Annotated in this window: 12 protein-coding genes; 11 read left to right on the top strand and 1 reads right to left on the bottom strand. The window is 54.4% G+C overall.

The features are described 5' to 3' along the window. Positions 1-49: 49 nt before the first annotated feature. The 6 genes from FGQ86_RS13340 (at position 50) to gpmI (ending at position 6884) form a co-directional block, all read left to right on the top strand. Complete coding sequence (locus tag FGQ86_RS13340) at positions 50-853, top strand: histidinol-phosphatase HisJ family protein (protein WP_033124583.1); 804 nt, start codon at positions 50-52, stop codon at positions 851-853. A gap of 128 nt (positions 854-981) precedes the next feature. Next, positions 982-1995, top strand: a complete 1014-nt coding sequence (gene gap / locus FGQ86_RS13345) for a type I glyceraldehyde-3-phosphate dehydrogenase (RefSeq protein WP_033124584.1) — start codon at positions 982-984, stop codon at positions 1993-1995. Between the two features lie 130 nt (positions 1996-2125). Beyond that, positions 2126-3319: a phosphoglycerate kinase gene (locus tag FGQ86_RS13350; RefSeq protein WP_033124585.1), complete on the top strand. Its 1194-nt coding sequence runs from the start codon at positions 2126-2128 to the stop codon at positions 3317-3319. Between the two features lie 291 nt (positions 3320-3610). Continuing rightward, a complete protein-coding gene (tpiA, locus tag FGQ86_RS13355; protein ID WP_033124586.1) occupies positions 3611-4360 on the top strand; it encodes a triose-phosphate isomerase in 750 nt (249 codons plus the stop codon). Between the two features lie 116 nt (positions 4361-4476). Further along, the gene (locus FGQ86_RS13360) at positions 4477-5310 is read left to right on the top strand and encodes an alpha/beta hydrolase (RefSeq protein ID WP_138304600.1); all 834 of its coding nucleotides are present in this window, start codon (positions 4477-4479) and stop codon (positions 5308-5310) included. A gap of 35 nt (positions 5311-5345) precedes the next feature. Beyond that, positions 5346-6884, top strand: coding sequence for a 2,3-bisphosphoglycerate-independent phosphoglycerate mutase (gpmI, locus tag FGQ86_RS13365; protein WP_138304602.1), 1539 nt, complete (start codon positions 5346-5348; stop codon positions 6882-6884). 97 nt (positions 6885-6981) lie between these two features. Here the strand turns inward: gpmI and FGQ86_RS13370 are convergent, their stop codons facing one another. Further along, a complete protein-coding gene (locus FGQ86_RS13370) occupies positions 6982-11256 on the bottom strand; it encodes a 2-hydroxyacyl-CoA dehydratase (protein WP_138304604.1) in 4275 nt (1424 codons plus the stop codon). Between the two features lie 271 nt (positions 11257-11527). Here FGQ86_RS13370 and FGQ86_RS13375 point away from each other — a divergent pair, with 271 nt between their 5' ends. From FGQ86_RS13375 to FGQ86_RS13395, 5 genes are all read left to right on the top strand, one after another. Further along, positions 11528-12385: a hypothetical protein gene (locus FGQ86_RS13375; protein ID WP_138304606.1), complete on the top strand. Its 858-nt coding sequence runs from the start codon at positions 11528-11530 to the stop codon at positions 12383-12385. A 160-nt stretch (positions 12386-12545) separates the two neighbouring features. Continuing rightward, positions 12546-13982, top strand: a complete 1437-nt coding sequence (pyk, locus tag FGQ86_RS13380; protein ID WP_033124591.1) for a pyruvate kinase — start codon at positions 12546-12548, stop codon at positions 13980-13982. Between the two features lie 250 nt (positions 13983-14232). Then, a complete protein-coding gene (locus tag FGQ86_RS13385; RefSeq protein WP_138304608.1) occupies positions 14233-14949 on the top strand; it encodes a TrmB family transcriptional regulator in 717 nt (238 codons plus the stop codon). Further along, on the top strand, positions 14949-16220 hold the full coding sequence (locus tag FGQ86_RS13390) for a diaminopimelate decarboxylase (RefSeq protein WP_138304610.1): 1272 nt from the start codon (positions 14949-14951) through the stop codon (positions 16218-16220). The genes FGQ86_RS13385 and FGQ86_RS13390 overlap by 1 nt, the downstream gene beginning before the upstream one ends. Positions 16221-16289: 69 nt before the next feature. After that, positions 16290-16943 (top strand): hypothetical protein, encoded by a 654-nt coding sequence (locus tag FGQ86_RS13395; RefSeq protein WP_207742319.1) that lies wholly within the window; start codon positions 16290-16292, stop codon positions 16941-16943. Positions 16944-17083: the final 140 nt, after the last annotated feature.

Below are 17083 nucleotides of genomic sequence, written 5' to 3' on the forward strand. Positions count from 1 at the left end.
CCTGGGGCGGGGATAACAGGCAAAATAAGAAGGAAAGAAGGGTAAGATAATGAGGGCAGACGTACACATGCACACATCCTTTTCCCACGACTCAGAGGCGGAGCCAAGGGAGATGATCGAGGGGGCCATCGCCAAGGGCCTGGAGGTCATCTGTTTTACCGATCACTACGACAAGGACTACATGGGCTGGGGGGACGAGAGCATCTTTGACGCGGACGACTATTTCCGAACCCTGCGTCCGCTTCAGGAGGAGTACAGAGGAAGGATCGACATCCGTATCGGTGTGGAGCTGGGCATGCAGCCTCATCTGGGCGGATTTTTTACAGAGTTTACCAGGAAATATCCCTTTGATTTTGTTATTGGCTCCCTCCATGTGGTGGACGGGGACGACCCGGCGCTGGGGACTGTGTTTGAGGGACGCACCGATGAGGAGGTGTACAGAAGCGCCTTCCGGGAAATGCTGGAGGATATAAAAAATACGCCGGACTTTGACGTGCTGGGCCACATCGACTACGTGGTGCGCTACGGGAAGAACGGCGCGGCGGACTACTCTTACCAGAAATACGCCGACGAGATCGACGCCATTCTGCGGGCGGTCATCGAGCGGGGAAAGGGCATTGAACTGAACATGGCCGGGCTCAAGTACGGCCTTCCCTTTGCCCATCCCCATCCGGACATCCTGCGGCGCTACCGGGAGCTGGGAGGCGAGATCATCACCGTGGGGGCCGACGGACACAGACCGGAACACATTGCCTGGGATTTTGAAAAGGCGGATGACATTTTAAAGTCCTGCGGTTTTCGGTATTACACTGAATTTAAGGGGAGAAAGCCTGTTTTCAAACTCCTTACATAAAATTGGAAAATGCTCTTGAATTTTTGTATGAGATTTAGTACAATTGGTAGTGGTTGAGAGTTCTTTAACAAAGTTGAAGGACGACAAGAGCTGTGAAACAGTAAATAGACTTTAGGAGGAATGTAATCATGGCAGTAAAAGTAGCAATCAACGGATTTGGACGTATCGGACGTCTTGCTTTCAGACAGATGTTTGGAGCTGAGGGATATGAGGTAGTTGCCATCAACGACCTGACAAGCCCGAAAATGTTAGCTCACCTGTTAAAATACGATTCTTCTCAGGGCAAATACGCTCTGGCTGATAAGGTAGAGGCTACAGAGGATTCCATCATCGTAGATGGAAAGGAAATCAAAATCTATGCAAAGGCTAACGCAGAGGAGCTTCCCTGGGGCGAGATCGGCGTAGATGTTGTCCTGGAGTGTACAGGCTTCTATACATCCAAAGAGAAAGCTTCTGCTCACATCAAAGCAGGCGCTAGAAAGGTTGTTATTTCCGCACCAGCAGGAAACGATCTGCCGACTATCGTATATAACGTTAACCATGAGACACTGAAGCCGGAGGATACAGTTATCTCTGCCGCTTCCTGTACAACAAACTGCCTTGCACCTATGGCAAAGGCTCTGAACGACTGCGCACCGATCAAATCCGGTATCATGTGCACAATCCACGCTTACACAGGCGATCAGATGACACTGGACGGACCGCAGAGAAAAGGCGATCTGAGAAGATCACGTGCCGCTGCATGCAACATCGTTCCCAACAGCACAGGAGCTGCTAAGGCTATCGGCCTTGTTATCCCTGAGCTGAACGGCAAGCTGATCGGTTCCGCACAGCGTGTTCCGACTCCGACAGGATCCACAACAATCCTGACAGCAGTTGTTGAGGGCAATGTGACAGTTGATCAGATCAACGCTGCAATGAAGGCTGCTTCCAACGAGTCCTTCGGATACAACACAGATGAGATCGTATCCAGCGATATCGTAGGAATGAGATATGGTTCTCTGTTCGATGCAACACAGACAATGGTTCTGCCGCTTGACAACGGAACAACAGAGGTTCAGGTTGTTTCCTGGTATGACAATGAGAACTCATACACAAGCCAGATGGTAAGAACAATCAAATACTTCGCAGAATTAGCATAATTCAGACTCACGAAAGGGTCCGGTCTTCAGTGGACCGGACCCTTTTTTATGAGATGCCCTGCCGGGAGGGAGAAGGCCCGCCTGGCATGAGCGTGACCAACATTTATAAGGTTCATAAGGAGGCAGTAGCATGCTTAACAAAAAATCAGTAGACGATATCAATGTAAAAGGAAAAAGAGTCCTTGTGAGATGCGATTTCAACGTACCTCTCATTGACGGAAAGATCACAGATGAGAACCGTCTTGTTGCGGCTCTTCCCACCATCAAGAAGCTGATCGCTGACGGGGGAAAGGTAATCCTCTGCTCTCATCTTGGAAAGCCAAAGGGAAAACCCGTGCCGGAACTCTCTTTAGCGCCTGTTGCGAAGCGCCTTTCCGAGCTGCTCGGACAGGAAGTGAAATTCGCCGCCGATCCCGAGGTGGTAGGCCCTAACGCAAGAGCCGCTGTGGAGGCTATGAAGGACGGAGATGTGATCCTCCTCGAGAATACGCGTTACAGAGCGGAGGAGACAAAGAACGAGGACGCCTTCTCCAAGGACCTGGCTTCCCTTTGCGACGTATTTGTAAACGATGCCTTTGGAACAGCTCACAGAGCGCACTGCTCCAACGTGGGCGTGACAAAATATGTGGACACAGCGGTTGTTGGATATCTGATGCAGAAAGAGATCGATTTCCTCGGCAATGCGGTCAACAACCCGACAAGACCTTTCGTAGCCATCCTTGGAGGAGCAAAGGTTTCCAGCAAGATCTCCGTGATCGAGAACCTGCTTGACAAGGTGGACACATTGATCATCGGCGGTGGCATGGCCTACACATTCGCAAAATCCCAGGGAGGAAAGATCGGTACATCCCTCTGCGAGGATGATTACCTTGACTATGCTTCCAACATGCTGAAGAAGGCCAAGGAGAAGGGCGTGAAGCTGCTTCTTCCCGTAGACAACAGGATCGGAGATGAGTTCTCCAACGATGCCAACATCAGGATTGTGCCCACAGGGGAGATCCCGGACGGATGGGAAGGCATGGACATCGGACCGGAGACAGAGAAGATCTTTGCTGACGCTGTGAAGGATGCAAAGACAGTTGTCTGGAACGGACCTATGGGATGCTTTGAGATGCCTAACTTTGCACACGGCACAGAAGCAGTGGCAAAGGCGCTTGCTGAGACAGATGCAGTGACCATCATCGGCGGCGGCGACTCCGCAGCGGCTGTAAACCAGCTCGGCTACGGCGACAAGATGACACACATCTCCACAGGCGGCGGCGCTTCCCTCGAGTTCCTGGAGGGCAAAGAGCTCCCAGGCGTAGCCGCTGCTAACGATAAGTAAGCACTTAATGAGCCCAAGTCCGAAGGACGCCGGGCGAATTCTAGTGCGCACTTAGTTCACCGCACTTAGCGAGGACAAGCCCCGCAGGGGCGAAGTCCGAGCTTAGTAAGGTGAACATCCCACCCCCCTTAATGAGCCCAAGTCCGAAGGACGCCGGGCGAATTCTAGTGCGCACTTAGTTCACTGCACTTAGCGAGGACAAGCCCCACAGGGGCGCAATCCGAGTTTAGTAAGGTGAACATCCCACCCGCTATCAATTTAAAAGAAATAAAGAAAAGAGTGAAAATAACAATGGCAAGAAGAAAAATTATTGCAGGTAACTGGAAAATGAACAAGACTCCCAGCGAGGCTGTTGCTCTGGTAGAGGAGCTGAAGCCACTGGTAGCCACAGAGGACGCGGACGTTGTCTTCTGCGTGCCGGCTATCGACATTATTCCGGTTGTAGAGGCTTGCAAGGGAACAAACATCCAGGTTGGCGCTGAGAACATGTACTTTGAAGAGAGCGGAGCCTACACAGGCGAGATCTCCCCGGCCATGCTCACAGACGCAGGCGTGAAATACGTTGTTCTCGGACATTCCGAGAGAAGAGATTACTTCGGCGAGACAAACGAAGATGTAAACAAGAAGGTGCTGAAGGCATTTGAGCACGGCATCACACCGATCATGTGCTGCGGCGAGACTCTGGAGCAGAGAGAGCAGGGCGTGACCATGGACTTCATCCGCCAGCAGGTAAAGGTTGGCTTCCAGAACGTGACAGCTGACCAGGCAAAGACAGCAGTCATCGCCTACGAGCCTATCTGGGCGATCGGAACAGGCAAGACAGCCACAACAGAGCAGGCAGAGGAAGTGTGTGCAGGCATCCGGGCATGCATCGCTGAGATCTACGACGAGGCCACAGCAGAGGCCATCCGTATCCAGTACGGCGGATCTGTCAACGCCGGCAACGCGGCAGAGCTGTTTGCCCAGGCTGACATCGACGGCGGACTTGTGGGCGGCGCTTCTCTGAAAGCTGACTTCGGCAAGATCGTAAACTACAAATAAAACATGAGGTTGACCCGCAGGGGACTTGAAATACCAGGCCCTGCGGGATTTTGGTTCTATACATGCAAAAGAAAGCAGCCCCTGGGCAGCTTTCGGAAGAGCTAAGGAGGCTGGATATGATACTGGAAACTGTAAAACTGAAGGAGGAGGGTTCCCTTCCGGACGCCCATGTGGTGTTCTACATCCTGGATACGCCGGGAGAAAAGCTCTTCATACAGAAAAGGCCCCTTGTGATCCTCTGTCCAGGCGGGGGATATGAGAGGACCAGCTTCCGGGAGGGGGAGCCCATTGCCATGTATTTCCTGGGGAAGGGATACCATGTGGCGATCCTGCGGTACTCCACGGCCCCGGCTGTGTTCCCGGCAGCGCTTCTGGAGCTTGGAAGGACCATGTCTCTGATCCATGAAAACGCGGAAAACTGGAAGGTGGACGAGAAGCAGATCTTTGTCCAGGGCTGCTCGGCGGGAGGGCATCTGGCCGGCTGTCTGGGCGTCATGTGGCAGGAGCCCTTTCTGGCGGAGCAGCTCCATGTAAAGGCGGAGCTCTTAAGACCTGCCGGTCTTCTTCTCTGTTACCCCGTCATCTCCTCAAAAGAGGGGGTGGCCCACCAGGGGAGCTTCCGGGCTCTTCTTGGGGAAGCCTGTGAGGAGAAGAAGGACAGCCTTTCCCTGGAGGAGAGGGTGACAGAGCATATGCCGCCCTGTTTCCTGTGGCACACCTTTGCGGACGCCACCGTGCCGGTGGAGAATTCTCTTCTGATGGCCGGGGCCCTTCACCGCTTCGGGGTGAGAACGGAGCTCCACATTTTCCAGGAGGGGATACACGGGCTGGGAGCGGCGGACGAGCTCTCCAGAAGGCCTGACGGCAGCGGAGTCCAGGAGGAGTGCCAGTGCTGGACGGAGCTGGCATACCGCTGGATGGAAGGCATCCGGCGTCAGGATCAGAAATGATAAACTAAAACAAGAGGAAAGTAGGGAGATTGAAAATGAGTAAGAGACCAACAGTGCTTATGATTTTAGACGGCTATGGCCTGAGAGATAAAGTGGAAGGAAACGCGGTGGCAGAGGGAAAGACTCCTGTCATGGACAAGCTGATGGCTGAGTGCCCCTTTGTGAAGGGAAATGCCAGCGGTATGGCCGTCGGACTTCCCGAGGGACAGATGGGAAACTCTGAGGTAGGGCATCTGAATATGGGAGCCGGCCGCATCGTTTACCAGGATCTGACAAAGATCACAAAGGCCATCCAGGACGGCGATTTCTTTGAGAACAAGGCGCTTCTTTGCGCCTGCGAGAATGTGAAGAAAAATGGCTCCGCGCTCCACCTGATGGGCCTTGTGTCCGACGGAGGCGTGCACAGCCACAACACTCACATCTACGGACTTCTGGAGCTGGCAAAGCGTCAGGGCATTGAGAAGGTGTACGTACACTGCTTCCTGGACGGCCGTGACACGCCGCCGGAGTCTGGAAAGGGCTACGTGGAAGAGCTGGAGGCAAAGATGAAGGAGATCGGCGTTGGAGAGGTAGCCACTGTCATGGGACGCTACTATGCTATGGACAGGGACAACCGCTGGGACCGTGTGGAGAAGGCATATAGAGCCCTCGTGTACGGTGAGGGCGAGCAGGCTGTATCCGGGCCCGAGGGCATCCAGACATCCTATGACAAGGAGACCACAGACGAGTTCGTTCTGCCCACTGTCATCGTGAAGAACGGAGCTCCCACAGCCACAGTAAAGGACGGCGACTCCATTATCTTCTTCAACTTCCGCCCGGACCGCGCAAGGGAGATCACAAGGACCTTCTGCGATGACGAGTTCACAGGATTTGACAGAGGAGAGCGCGTAAAGACCACATTCGTGTGCTTCACCGACTATGATGTGACGATCCAGAACAAGCTGGTGGCCTTTGTGAAGGAGGAGATCACCAACACCTTTGGAGAGTTCCTGGCTGCCAACGGACTGAAGCAGGCCCGCATCGCCGAGACAGAGAAGTACGCTCACGTGACCTTCTTCTTTAACGGCGGCGTGGAGGAGCCAAACGAGGGCGAGGACCGCATCCTTGTGAAATCCCCGAAGGTGGCCACCTATGACCTGAAGCCGGAGATGAGCGCCTACGAGGTGTGCGACAAGCTGGTGGAGGCCATCAAGTCCGGCAAATACGATGTCATCATCATCAACTTTGCCAACCCGGATATGGTGGGCCACACAGGTGTTGAGGCGGCTGCCATCAAGGCCATCGAGGCTGTGGACGAGTGCGTGGGCAGGGCCGTGGATGCCATCAAAGAGGTGGACGGCCAGATGTTCATCTGCGCGGATCACGGAAATGCGGAGCAGCTCATCGACGAGGAGACAGGAGAGCCCTTCACAGCTCACACTACCAATCAGGTTCCTTTCATCCTTGTCAACGCAGATCCCTCCTACAAGCTGAGAGAGGGCGGCTGCCTGGCAGATATCGCTCCCACACTGATCGAGCTGATGGGAATGGAACAGCCAAAAGAGATGACAGGAAAGTCTCTGATCGTAAAATAGAGAACAGCATGACAACAATAAAGAAAGTGAAAATCCCCGGCAGAAAGCTCTGCCGGGGATTTTGTTATTCATCTGTATTTTTTGTGTTTCTATTTTTTTATCCAGCGATTTCTTCCTCTTCTCCCTCTGCCTTCTCCAGATTTTTGTTGGCAGTGGAGAGCATCAGCTTGATGCGGTTCAGCTGGTTGACTTCGCTGGCACCCGGGTCGTAGTCGATGGCCACGATGTTCGCCAGAGGATATCTGCGGCGCAGCTCCTTGATGACGCCCTTCCCAACTACGTGGTTGGGAAGGCAGGCAAATGGCTGCGTGCAGACGATGTTGGTGGCACCGCTGTGGATCAGCTCCAGCATCTCGCCGGTCAGGAACCAGCCCTCGCCGGTCTGGTTGCCGAGCGACACGATCTCCGAAGCCATCCGGCCCAGGTCGTGAATGTCAGCCGGCGGATCGAAGTGCTTGCTCTCCTTAAAGGCCTTGCTGGCCGGAGAGCGGAACCACTCCAGAGCCTTGATGCCCAGGTTTGCCACAATGGCCTTTGACTTGGCAAAGCCCAGCTTCTCCACCTTGAAGTTCTGGTTGTAGAAGCAGTAGAGGAGGAAATCAAGGAGATCCGGCACAACGGCCTCCGCTCCCTCGCTCTCCAGCAGATCTACCAGATGGTTGTTGGCTGCCGGCAGGAACTTGACGAGGATCTCGCCCACCACGCCGACGCGGGGCTTCTTCACATCCAGCAGCTCGATGTTGTTGTCGAAATCCTGGATAATATCCCGGCAGAGCTTCTTGAATTTCCGCCTGGAAGGATAGCCCTGGGATACAAAGTCGGAGCACACCTTCACCCATTTCCGGTGCATGGCCTCCACGGAGCCCGGTACAGCCTCGTAGGGCCGCAGCCGGTACACGCACTTCATGAAGATATCGCCGAACACGGCGGCGTAAATGCCCCGCAGCGCCAGCATGGGCGTGATCTTAAAGCCCGGGTTGCCCTCCAGACCGCTTAAGTTGATGGAGATCACGGGGATGTGCTCATAGCCCGCTTTCTTCAGGGCCCGGCGGATGAAGCCGATGTAGTTGGAGGCCCGGCAGCCGCCGCCGGTCTGGCTGATGATAACGGCGATCTTGTCCGTATCGTATTTGCCGGACAGGATGGCCTCCATGATCTGTCCCACTACCATCAGAGAGGGATAGCAGGCGTCGTTATTAACATACTTGAGTCCCACGTCCACGGCCTGCTTGTTGTCGTTTGGCAGCACCTCCACGTGGTAGCCGGAGGCGTTGAATGCGGGCTCCAGCAGCTCGAAGTGGATAGGAGACATCTGGGGACAGAGGATGGTGTAGTCCTTTCGCATCTCCTTTGTAAAGGGCACCTTTGTGATGGCGGAGGAGTGGATCTCCCTCTTCTGGTTTCTCTGCTCCCGCACGCGGATGGCCGCCAGGAGAGAGCGGATACGGATCCTTGCGGCTCCCAGGTTGTTGACCTCGTCGATCTTCAGGGATGTGTAGATCTTGTCAGATCCGGTCAGGATATCAGCCACCTGGTCTGTGGTGACCGCGTCCAGACCGCAGCCGAAAGAATTGAGCTGGATGAGATCCAGGTTATCCTTTGTCTTCACAAAGTTTGCCGCCGCGTAGAGGCGGGAGTGGTACATCCACTGATCCATGACATTTAAGGGGCGCTCCACCTGGTGCAGGTGGGAGACAGAGTCCTCTGTCAGGACCGCGATGTTGTAGGAATTGATAAGCTCCGGTATGCCGTGGTTGACCTCCGGGTCAATGTGGTAGGGGCGACCGGCCAGGACAATGCCCCGGTTTCCTGTCTTGTCCAGGAAAGCCACTGTCTCCTCGCCCTTTTTGCGCATGTCGTTCCGGCACTCCTCCAGCTCGATCCAGGCCTTGTGGACCGCCTCCTTGATCTCCGATGACGTGATGGAGAACTTTTCGCCCAGCTCCTCGATGAGGCGGGAGGACAGTGTCTCCTCGCTTGCGAAGGAGAGGAAGGGGTGGATAAAGTCCACCTCCCCGTTCACGATGGGATCCATGTTGTTCTTGATGTTCTCCGGGTAGGAGGTGACGATGGGGCAGTTGTAGTGGTTGTTGGCCTCTTCAAACTCGTTCCGCTCGTAGGGGACGGAGGGGTAGAAGATGTGCTGTACGCCCTGGTTTATCAGCCACTGCACGTGGCCGTGGGCCAGCTTGGCCGGATAGCACTCGGACTCGCTGGGGATGGACTCAATTCCAAGCTCGTAGATCTTCCTTGTGGAGGCCGGTGAGAGCACCACCCGGAAGCCAAGAGCTGTGAAAAATGTGAACCAGAAGGGATAGTTGTCGTACATGTTCAGCACCCTGGGGATACCGATGACGCCCCTCTTTGCGTCCTCCTCGGCGAGAGGGATGTACCCGAAATAGCGCTGGCTCTTGTACTCGAACAGGTTGGGAAGATTGTTCTTTGTCTTCTCCTTTCCCAGACCCTTCTCGCAGCGGTTACCTGTGACAAATTTTCTGCCGCCGCTGAAGTGGTTGATCGTCAGACGGCAGTTGTTTGTACAGCCCTTGCACTTGGTCATGGTAGTGCGGTACTCCAGGCTCTCGATGTCCTCGATGGAGAGCATGGTAGTGCCCTCGCAGTCCACATACCGTTCCCTTGCGATCAGGGCAGCGCCGAAGGCGCCCATGATGCCGGCGATGTCGGGGCGGATGGCCTCGCAGTTCGCGATCTTCTCAAAGCTGCGGAGCACGGCGTTGTTGTAGAAGGTTCCTCCCTGCACCACAATGTGCTTTCCAAGCTCAGAGGCATCGGACACCTTGATCACCTTGAAAAGAGCGTTCTTTATGACAGAGTAGGCCAGGCCGGCGGAGATGTCGGAGACCTCCGCGCCCTCCTTTTGGGCCTGCTTGACCTTGGAGTTCATGAACACAGTACAGCGGGTTCCCAGATCGATGGGGTTGTGGGCAAAGAGAGCCTCCTGGGCAAAATCCTCCACTGTGTAGTTGAGGGATTTCGCAAAGGTCTCGATGAAGGAACCGCAGCCTGAGGAGCAGGCCTCGTTGAGCTGCACGCTGTCCACGGTCTGGTTCTTGATCTTGATGCATTTCATATCCTGGCCGCCGATGTCCAGGATGCAGTCCACATCCGGCTCAAAGAAGGAGGCGGCGTAGTAGTGGGCCACTGTCTCCACTTCCCCCTCGTCCAGCATGAGGGCCGCCTTGATGAGGGCCTCCCCGTAGCCGGTGGAGCAGGAGTGGACGATCTCTACACCCTCCGGAAGCTGGCTGTAGATGTCCTTGATGGCGGAGATGGTGGTCCCTAAGGGATCTCCCTCGTTGTTGTGGTAGAAGGAGTAGAGGAGCGTGCCGTCCTCCCCCACAAGGGCCGCCTTTGTGGTGGTGGATCCCGCGTCAATGCCCAGGAAGGCCTTTCCTCTGTAGGTGGCCAGATCCTTTACGGGAACCTGGTGCTTGGCGTGGCGGGAGATGAATTCATTGTACTCCGCCTCGGAGGCAAAGAGAGGCTCCATTCTCTCCACCTCGAACTCCATCTGGATCCTTCTGGCCAGACGCTCCTGCAGCTCCCGGATGGGTACCACGGGCTCCTTTGTGGAGTTCAGGGCAGATCCGATGGCCGCAAAGAGGTGGGAGTGATTGGGGGCGATGGTGTGCTCGTCGTCCAGGTTCAGGGTGCGCACAAAGGCTGCCCGGAGCTGGTCCAGGAAATGTAAGGGGCCGCCCAGAAAAGCCACGTGTCCCCGGATGGGCTTTCCGCAGGCCAGCCCACTGATGGTCTGGTTGACCACAGCCTGGAAGATGGAGGCGGCCAGATCCTCCTTGGAGGCGCCGTCGTTGATCAGAGGCTGGATGTCAGACTTGGCAAACACGCCGCAGCGGGCTGCGATAGAGTAGAGGGCCTTGTAGTTTTTCGCGTACTCATTGAGGCCGGAGGCATCTGTCTGAAGAAGAGAGGCCATCTGGTCGATGAAGGAGCCTGTGCCGCCGGCGCATACGCCGTTCATGCGCTGCTCGATGCTGCCTCCCTCGAAATAGATGATCTTGGCGTCCTCGCCGCCCAGCTCGATGGCCACGTCTGTCTGGGGCGCGTAGTCCTGCAGGGCTGTGGAAACAGCCACCACCTCCTGGACAAAGGGAACACCCAGGTGCTTGGCCAGGGTCAGGCCGCCGGATCCTGTGATGACAGGGGACACACGGATAGAGCCCAGCTTGTAGATGGCTCTCCCGAGAAGGTCGGATAGAGTCTCCTGAATGTTGGCATAGTGTCTCTCGTAGTCGGAGAATACGACATCGTTCTGATCATCCAGAACAGCGATCTTCACGGTCGTGGAACCGATGTCAATTCCCAAAGTAAATAATTCCTGTTGACTCATATTATGTACTCCTTAATCTGCAATTTTAAGATCTATGGGGAGGGAACCTCCCGCCTGGAAATATGTGGGTTCTTTCCTATTAAAAAGTAAAACGGCTTTTCAGCCTGTAACATTATACGACAAAATAGTCTAAAAGACAATTAACAAATGTTATAGAAATATTAAAATACCGTAAAACTTAGGTGGTATAATTGACAAAAGCATAGTGAAACGGTAGAATGAACTACAGTATTTACTTTTTTTACAATGACAGGAGGCAGGTATTTTTTCTATGAGCTGGCTGGATAAACTGGAGCGCAGATTTGGCAGATATGCCATTCATAATCTGATGTATTACATTATTATACTATATGTTGTGGGACTGGTTGTTCAGCTTTTTGCCCCTTCCTTCTATTATCAGTATCTCTGTCTGGATGTAAATGCCATCCTGCACGGACAGATCTGGCGGATCGTGACCTTTATCATACAGCCGCCCCAGACCAACTACATCTTTATGATTTTTGCCCTCTATCTCTATTATATGCTGGGCAGAGAGCTGGAAAACACCTGGGGCGCGTTCCGTTTTAACCTGTATTTCTTTGCGGGGATGCTTTTCCATGTGATCGCCGCCTTTGCGGCATACTTTATAACCGGCGTGTCCTTTCCGCTTGGTACATGGTATCTGAATATGTCACTTTTCCTGGCCTTTGCGGCCATTTATCCGGAGATGCAGTTCTATCTGTTTTTCATGATCCCGGTGAAGGCGAAGTGGCTTGGATGGCTGGACGGCCTCTATTTCCTGTATACCATTGCACAGGCCTTTCTGCCTGCCTACGGGGGGAGCGTGTTTGGCTTTGTCTACCAGTCAAACGCCATCGCGGCTGCTGTATCCATCCTCAATTTTGTCATCTTCTTCCTGGGCTCCAGGAATATGCGGCGGTTTTCACCGAAGCAGCAGAGGAGGAAAAGGCAGTTCCAGCAGAGGATGCGCCCGGAGCACCACTATGCGAACGGCGCCCGGCACCGCTGCGCTGTGTGCGGCAGGACGGAGCTGGACGACCCCTCTTTGGAGTTCCGGTACTGCTCCAAGTGCAACGGGAACTATGAGTACTGTCAGGATCACCTCTTTTCCCATATCCACGTAAAATAGCAGATGGAAACAGCGGGAAAATACAGATAAAGAGAAGGCTGGAAGGACAGCCGGGACGTTTTCAGGGCGCAAAGCCCGATCTTATAGAATGTATATCGAATGTATATCTGAGTCATGAGTAAAAAGGAGTAAAGAAGTGGAGGAAAAAAGAGAAATGCGTATGAAAAAAACAAAGATCATTTGTACCATGGGACCTAATACAAATGATGAGAGCCTTATGAGGGCGCTTGTGAAAAGTGGAATGGATATTGCCAGGTTCAACTTCTCCCACGGGGATCACCAGGAGCAGAAGATGAGAATGGACATGCTCAAGAAGATCCGGGAGGAGGAGAATAAGCCTGTTGCCATTCTTCTTGATACAAAGGGACCGGAGATCCGCACCGGCCTTCTGAAGGACGGGAAGAAGGTGCAGCTCCAGACAGGAGATAAGTTCACTCTGACTACAGAGGTGACGGCCGGAGATGAGAAGGGGGTATCCATCTCATACCCGGGCCTTGTGGACGATGTGTCTGTGGGGAGCACGATCCTCATTGACGACGGCCTGATCGAGCTGAAGGTAACTTCAAAGTCAGAGAAGGACATTGTCTGTAGGATTGAAAACGGCGGTGAGCTGGGGGAGCGCAAGGGCGTGAATGTGCCCAACGTTCCGGTGCGCCTGCCGGCCATCACAGAGAAGGATCGGGAGGACCTGCGCTTTGGCGTGGAGCAGGGGATCGACTTTATCGCCGCTTCCTTTGTCCGCAACGCGGAGTGCATCGTGGAGATCCGCGCCTTCCTGAAGGAGTGCAATGCTCCCTACATCCCGATCATCGCAAAGATTGAGAATGCGGAGGGAATTAAAAATATCGATGAGATCATCCGCTGCGCGGACGGCATCATGGTGGCCAGAGGCGACCTGGGTGTGGAGATCCCGGCGGAGGAGGTTCCCTACCTTCAGAAAATGATTATCCAGAAGTGCAATTACTACTACAAGCCGGTCATCACAGCCACCCAGATGCTGGACTCCATGATCCGCAATCCCCGTCCCACGAGAGCTGAGGTCACAGACGTTGCCAACGCCGTTTACGACGGGACAGACGCGGTCATGCTCTCCGGTGAGACAGCCCAGGGCAAGTACCCGGTGGAGGCGCTTCAGATGATGGTGCACATTGTGTGCAACACAGAGGAGCATCTGGACTACGACACGCTGCTCAAGAAGGCGGAGGAGCACCGGATGAAGGGCATATCCACAGCTATCGGACATGCCTCCGTCACAACAGCCTACAATCTGGGCGCGAAATGCATCATTACACCATCCGTGTCGGGAGCTACCGCCAGAGTGGTGTCCAAATTTAAACCGAAGACCCCCATCATCGGTGTGACACCGGATGAGAGGACGCTGCGCAGGATGCAGATCTACTGGGGTGTGTATCCCATGAAATCCATCCAGTTCAACTCCACCGAGGACATCTGCTCCAGCGCCATCGAGCTTGTGTGTGCAAAGCAGCTGGCAGAGACAGGGGACGTGGTCGTGCTGACCGCGGGGCTGCCTTCTCGCAATGCGAACAAGGGCCGTGAGGGGGCCAGCAATATGATGCGCATCGCTGTCATCGAGTAGAGCCGCAGCGGCTGAAAAAAGGAAAATACAAAAGAAGCCCGGAAGGCAGACAAAAAGGTTCTGCCGCCGGGCTTTTTCTATTCCGCAAAAAAGCCTTTCCTGTCCCCGCCTTTTGCGCCGGATGTGCCAGATTCCGAAACAGCTTCTGCGCCGGAACAGAAAAGGATTGACAAGAGGCCCCGGACGTACTATAGTGTTTCTGTAAAGAACTACTAAAGTGACAGAGAAGTGTCGGGAAAGAGGCGGATTTATGGAGCATGGGGCCTACACAGATCGACTGATGGAATTCGGGCTCACGCGTCAGGAGGCCACCTTGTACTATTGCCTGCTGGACGAGGGAAAGTGCAGCGGCTATGAGGCGGCCAAGCTGACAGGGATTTCCAGGTCCAACGCCTACGGAGGGCTGGCGTCCCTGGCGGACAAGGGAGGAGCCCGCATGATGGAGGAGGGCCATACACGGAAATACGTGGCTGTGGATGTAGAAGAATTCTGCAGTAACAGGATCCGGAAGCTGCAGGAGACAGAGGAGTGGCTCCGGAGGAATGCCCCCGAGAGGAGGACGGCGGAGGAGGGCTATATCACCATCGAGGGCGAGCACAATATCGTGGATAAAGTAAAGCACCTTCTCTCCACTCCCCGGGAGAGAGCCTATGTGGTGTGCGCCTGTGAGCAGCTGCCTCTCTTTGAGAAGGAGCTTGAGGCTCTGGCTGCGTCGGGGAGGAAGACCGTCCTTCTCACAGACAGAGAGTTCCCTTTGGCGGGAGAGCAGGTAAAGGTCTATCCGGATATGCAGGGAGGAAACCAGATCGGCGTCATCGTGGATTCCAGGTCGGCTCTCACCGGGGAACTGGGGCCGGACAGCACGAACACCTGTCTCTACTCCGGACAGAGAAATTTTGTGGAGCTCTACAAGCGGGCGCTGGCAAATGAGATTGAACTTTTGAAATACAGGAAAGGAGAAAAGTGATGACAAAGAAACCATTTGTGACAAAAGAACAGCTGGAGGAGATCGTAAAAGAGTATCCGACTCCCTTCCATCTCTATGACGAGAAGGGGATCCGGGAAAACGCAAAGGCTCTCAAGGAGGCTTTTGCCTGGAATAAAGGGTACAAGGAGTATTTTGCCGTGAAGGCCACTCCCAATCCCTTCCTCATTCAGATCCTCCGGGACTACGGCTGCGGCTGCGACTGCTCCTCCTACACGGAGCTGATGCTGTCGGACGCCATGGGTGTGTCCGGGGAGGATATCATGTTCTCCTCCAACGACACGCCGGCGGAGGATTTTCAGCTTGCGGACAAGCTGGGGGCCATCATCAATCTGGACGACATCACCCACATTGAATTCCTGGAGAAGGCCATTGGCCACATTCCGGAGACTATCAGCTGCCGCTACAATCCGGGCGGGATCTTCAAGATCAGCAACGATATCATGGACAACCCGGGAGACGCCAAGTACGGTATGACGACAGAGCAGATCTTTGAGGCCTTCAAGATTTTGAAGGAGAAGGGGGCAAAGGAGTTCGGCATCCACGCCTTCCTGGCCAGCAACACAGTGACGAACGAGTACTATCCGATGCTGGCAAAGGTGCTCTTTGACCTGGCAGTGCGACTGCACCAGGAGACGGGAGTCCACATCAAGTTCATCAACCTGTCCGGCGGCATCGGCATCCCCTACAAGCCGGATCAGGAGCCCAACGACATCCGCGTCATCGGCGAGGGCGTGCGGAAGGTGTACGAGGAGGTTCTTGTGCCGGCGGGCATGGGGGACGTGGCCCTGTACACAGAGCTGGGCAGATTTATGCTGGGACCCTACGGCTGTCTTGTGACAAGAGCGATCCACGAAAAGCACACCTACAAGGAATATATCGGCGTGGACGCCTGCGCGGCCAACCTGATGCGCCCGGCCATATACGGCGCCTACCACCACATCACCGTGATGGGGAAAGAGAATGAGCCCTGTGACCACGTCTACGATGTGACCGGCTCTCTGTGCGAAAATAACGACAAGTTCGCCATTGACCGTCATCTGCCGAAGATCGACATCGGGGATCTGCTGGTGATCCACGACGCCGGGGCCCACGGTTTTTCCATGGGCTACAACTACAACGGAAAGCTCCGGTCAGCGGAGGTTCTCCTCAGAGAGGACGGTACCACGCAGCTTATCCGTCGGGCCGAGACGCCAAAGGATTATTTTGCGACCTTTGACTGTTTTGAAATTGGTAAAAAGTTACTGAAATAGATAGACAATTCCCTCCCCATAGTGTAAACTGTTTATAAAGAGTCTACTGGATAAGAGGAGGAAATGAATATGAAGATCAAAAAACGGATTCTTTCAATGATGCTCGTTGCCGTGATGATGCTGGCTCTCACTGCCTGCGGAGGCATGACGACGGATGACGCCAAGACCTATGTGCAGTCCGTTCTGGATGCCAGCTATAAGGCGGATTTTTCGGAGTACACAGAGCAGACCGATTCCACGGAGGAGGAGGCGCAGCAGCTTTTCGATGACAACCTGGATAATATCATGTCCATGGGAGGCTTTACGGACGCAGGGCTGTCCGATGAGCTGTCTGCAAACTACCGCCAGCTCTTTAAGGACATGCTGGCCCAGGCGAAATATGAAGTGGGCGACGCGACAGAGGGAGAGAATGATGGATTTGTGGTAGAGGTGAGCGCAGAGCCCTTCACCGCGTTTGACGGCCTTCAGGACGAGGTGATGAACGCAGTGCAGGCAGAGATGGCAAACATCACAGACATCTCTCAGATGCCGAGCGATGAGGAAATCAACGAGATGGTGTTCCAGAAGATGTACGACATTTTGGTGCAGCGGGTGGCAGAGCCCACCTACGGGGAGGCTCAGACAGTGGAGATTCACGTGGAGCTGAACGACAATGTGTACTCCATCAACCAGGATGATCTGACGACACTGGACGGCATTCTTTTCCCGGCAGACAACCTGTAGGAATAGAATCATAGAATGTAAGAATGAAAGGGCGGATCCCTAGAGGGATCTGCCTTTTTTGGATTTGTGTGCCCGGCGGGCACACGTTCTAACGGGTGAAAGTCCCTGACCCGCCCGGCAGTGGGAAGGGTGCAGCTAAT

It is taken from the genome of Clostridium sp. BSD2780061688st1 H5 (genome assembly GCF_005845155.1).
In the GTDB taxonomy this organism is placed as follows: domain Bacteria; phylum Bacillota; class Clostridia; order Lachnospirales; family Lachnospiraceae; genus Claveliimonas; species Claveliimonas intestinigallinarum.

Bases quoted from the DNA above. Each gene is read 5' to 3' on its own strand.
- FGQ86_RS13340 (WP_033124583.1), top strand. From the start codon at position 50: ATGAGGGCAGACGTACACATGCACACATCCTTTTCCCACGACTCAGAG.
- gap (WP_033124584.1), top strand. From the start codon at position 982: ATGGCAGTAAAAGTAGCAATCAACGGATTTGGACGTATCGGACGTCTT.
- FGQ86_RS13350 (WP_033124585.1), top strand. From the start codon at position 2,126: ATGCTTAACAAAAAATCAGTAGACGATATCAATGTAAAAGGAAAAAGA.
- tpiA (WP_033124586.1), top strand. From the start codon at position 3,611: ATGGCAAGAAGAAAAATTATTGCAGGTAACTGGAAAATGAACAAGACT.
- FGQ86_RS13360 (WP_138304600.1), top strand. From the start codon at position 4,477: ATGATACTGGAAACTGTAAAACTGAAGGAGGAGGGTTCCCTTCCGGAC.
- gpmI (WP_138304602.1), top strand. From the start codon at position 5,346: ATGAGTAAGAGACCAACAGTGCTTATGATTTTAGACGGCTATGGCCTG.
- FGQ86_RS13370 (WP_138304604.1), bottom strand. From the start codon at position 11,256: ATGAGTCAACAGGAATTATTTACTTTGGGAATTGACATCGGTTCCACG.
- FGQ86_RS13375 (WP_138304606.1), top strand. From the start codon at position 11,528: ATGAGCTGGCTGGATAAACTGGAGCGCAGATTTGGCAGATATGCCATT.
- pyk (WP_033124591.1), top strand. From the start codon at position 12,546: ATGAAAAAAACAAAGATCATTTGTACCATGGGACCTAATACAAATGAT.
- FGQ86_RS13385 (WP_138304608.1), top strand. From the start codon at position 14,233: ATGGAGCATGGGGCCTACACAGATCGACTGATGGAATTCGGGCTCACG.
- FGQ86_RS13390 (WP_138304610.1), top strand. From the start codon at position 14,949: ATGACAAAGAAACCATTTGTGACAAAAGAACAGCTGGAGGAGATCGTA.
- FGQ86_RS13395 (WP_207742319.1), top strand. From the start codon at position 16,290: ATGAAGATCAAAAAACGGATTCTTTCAATGATGCTCGTTGCCGTGATG.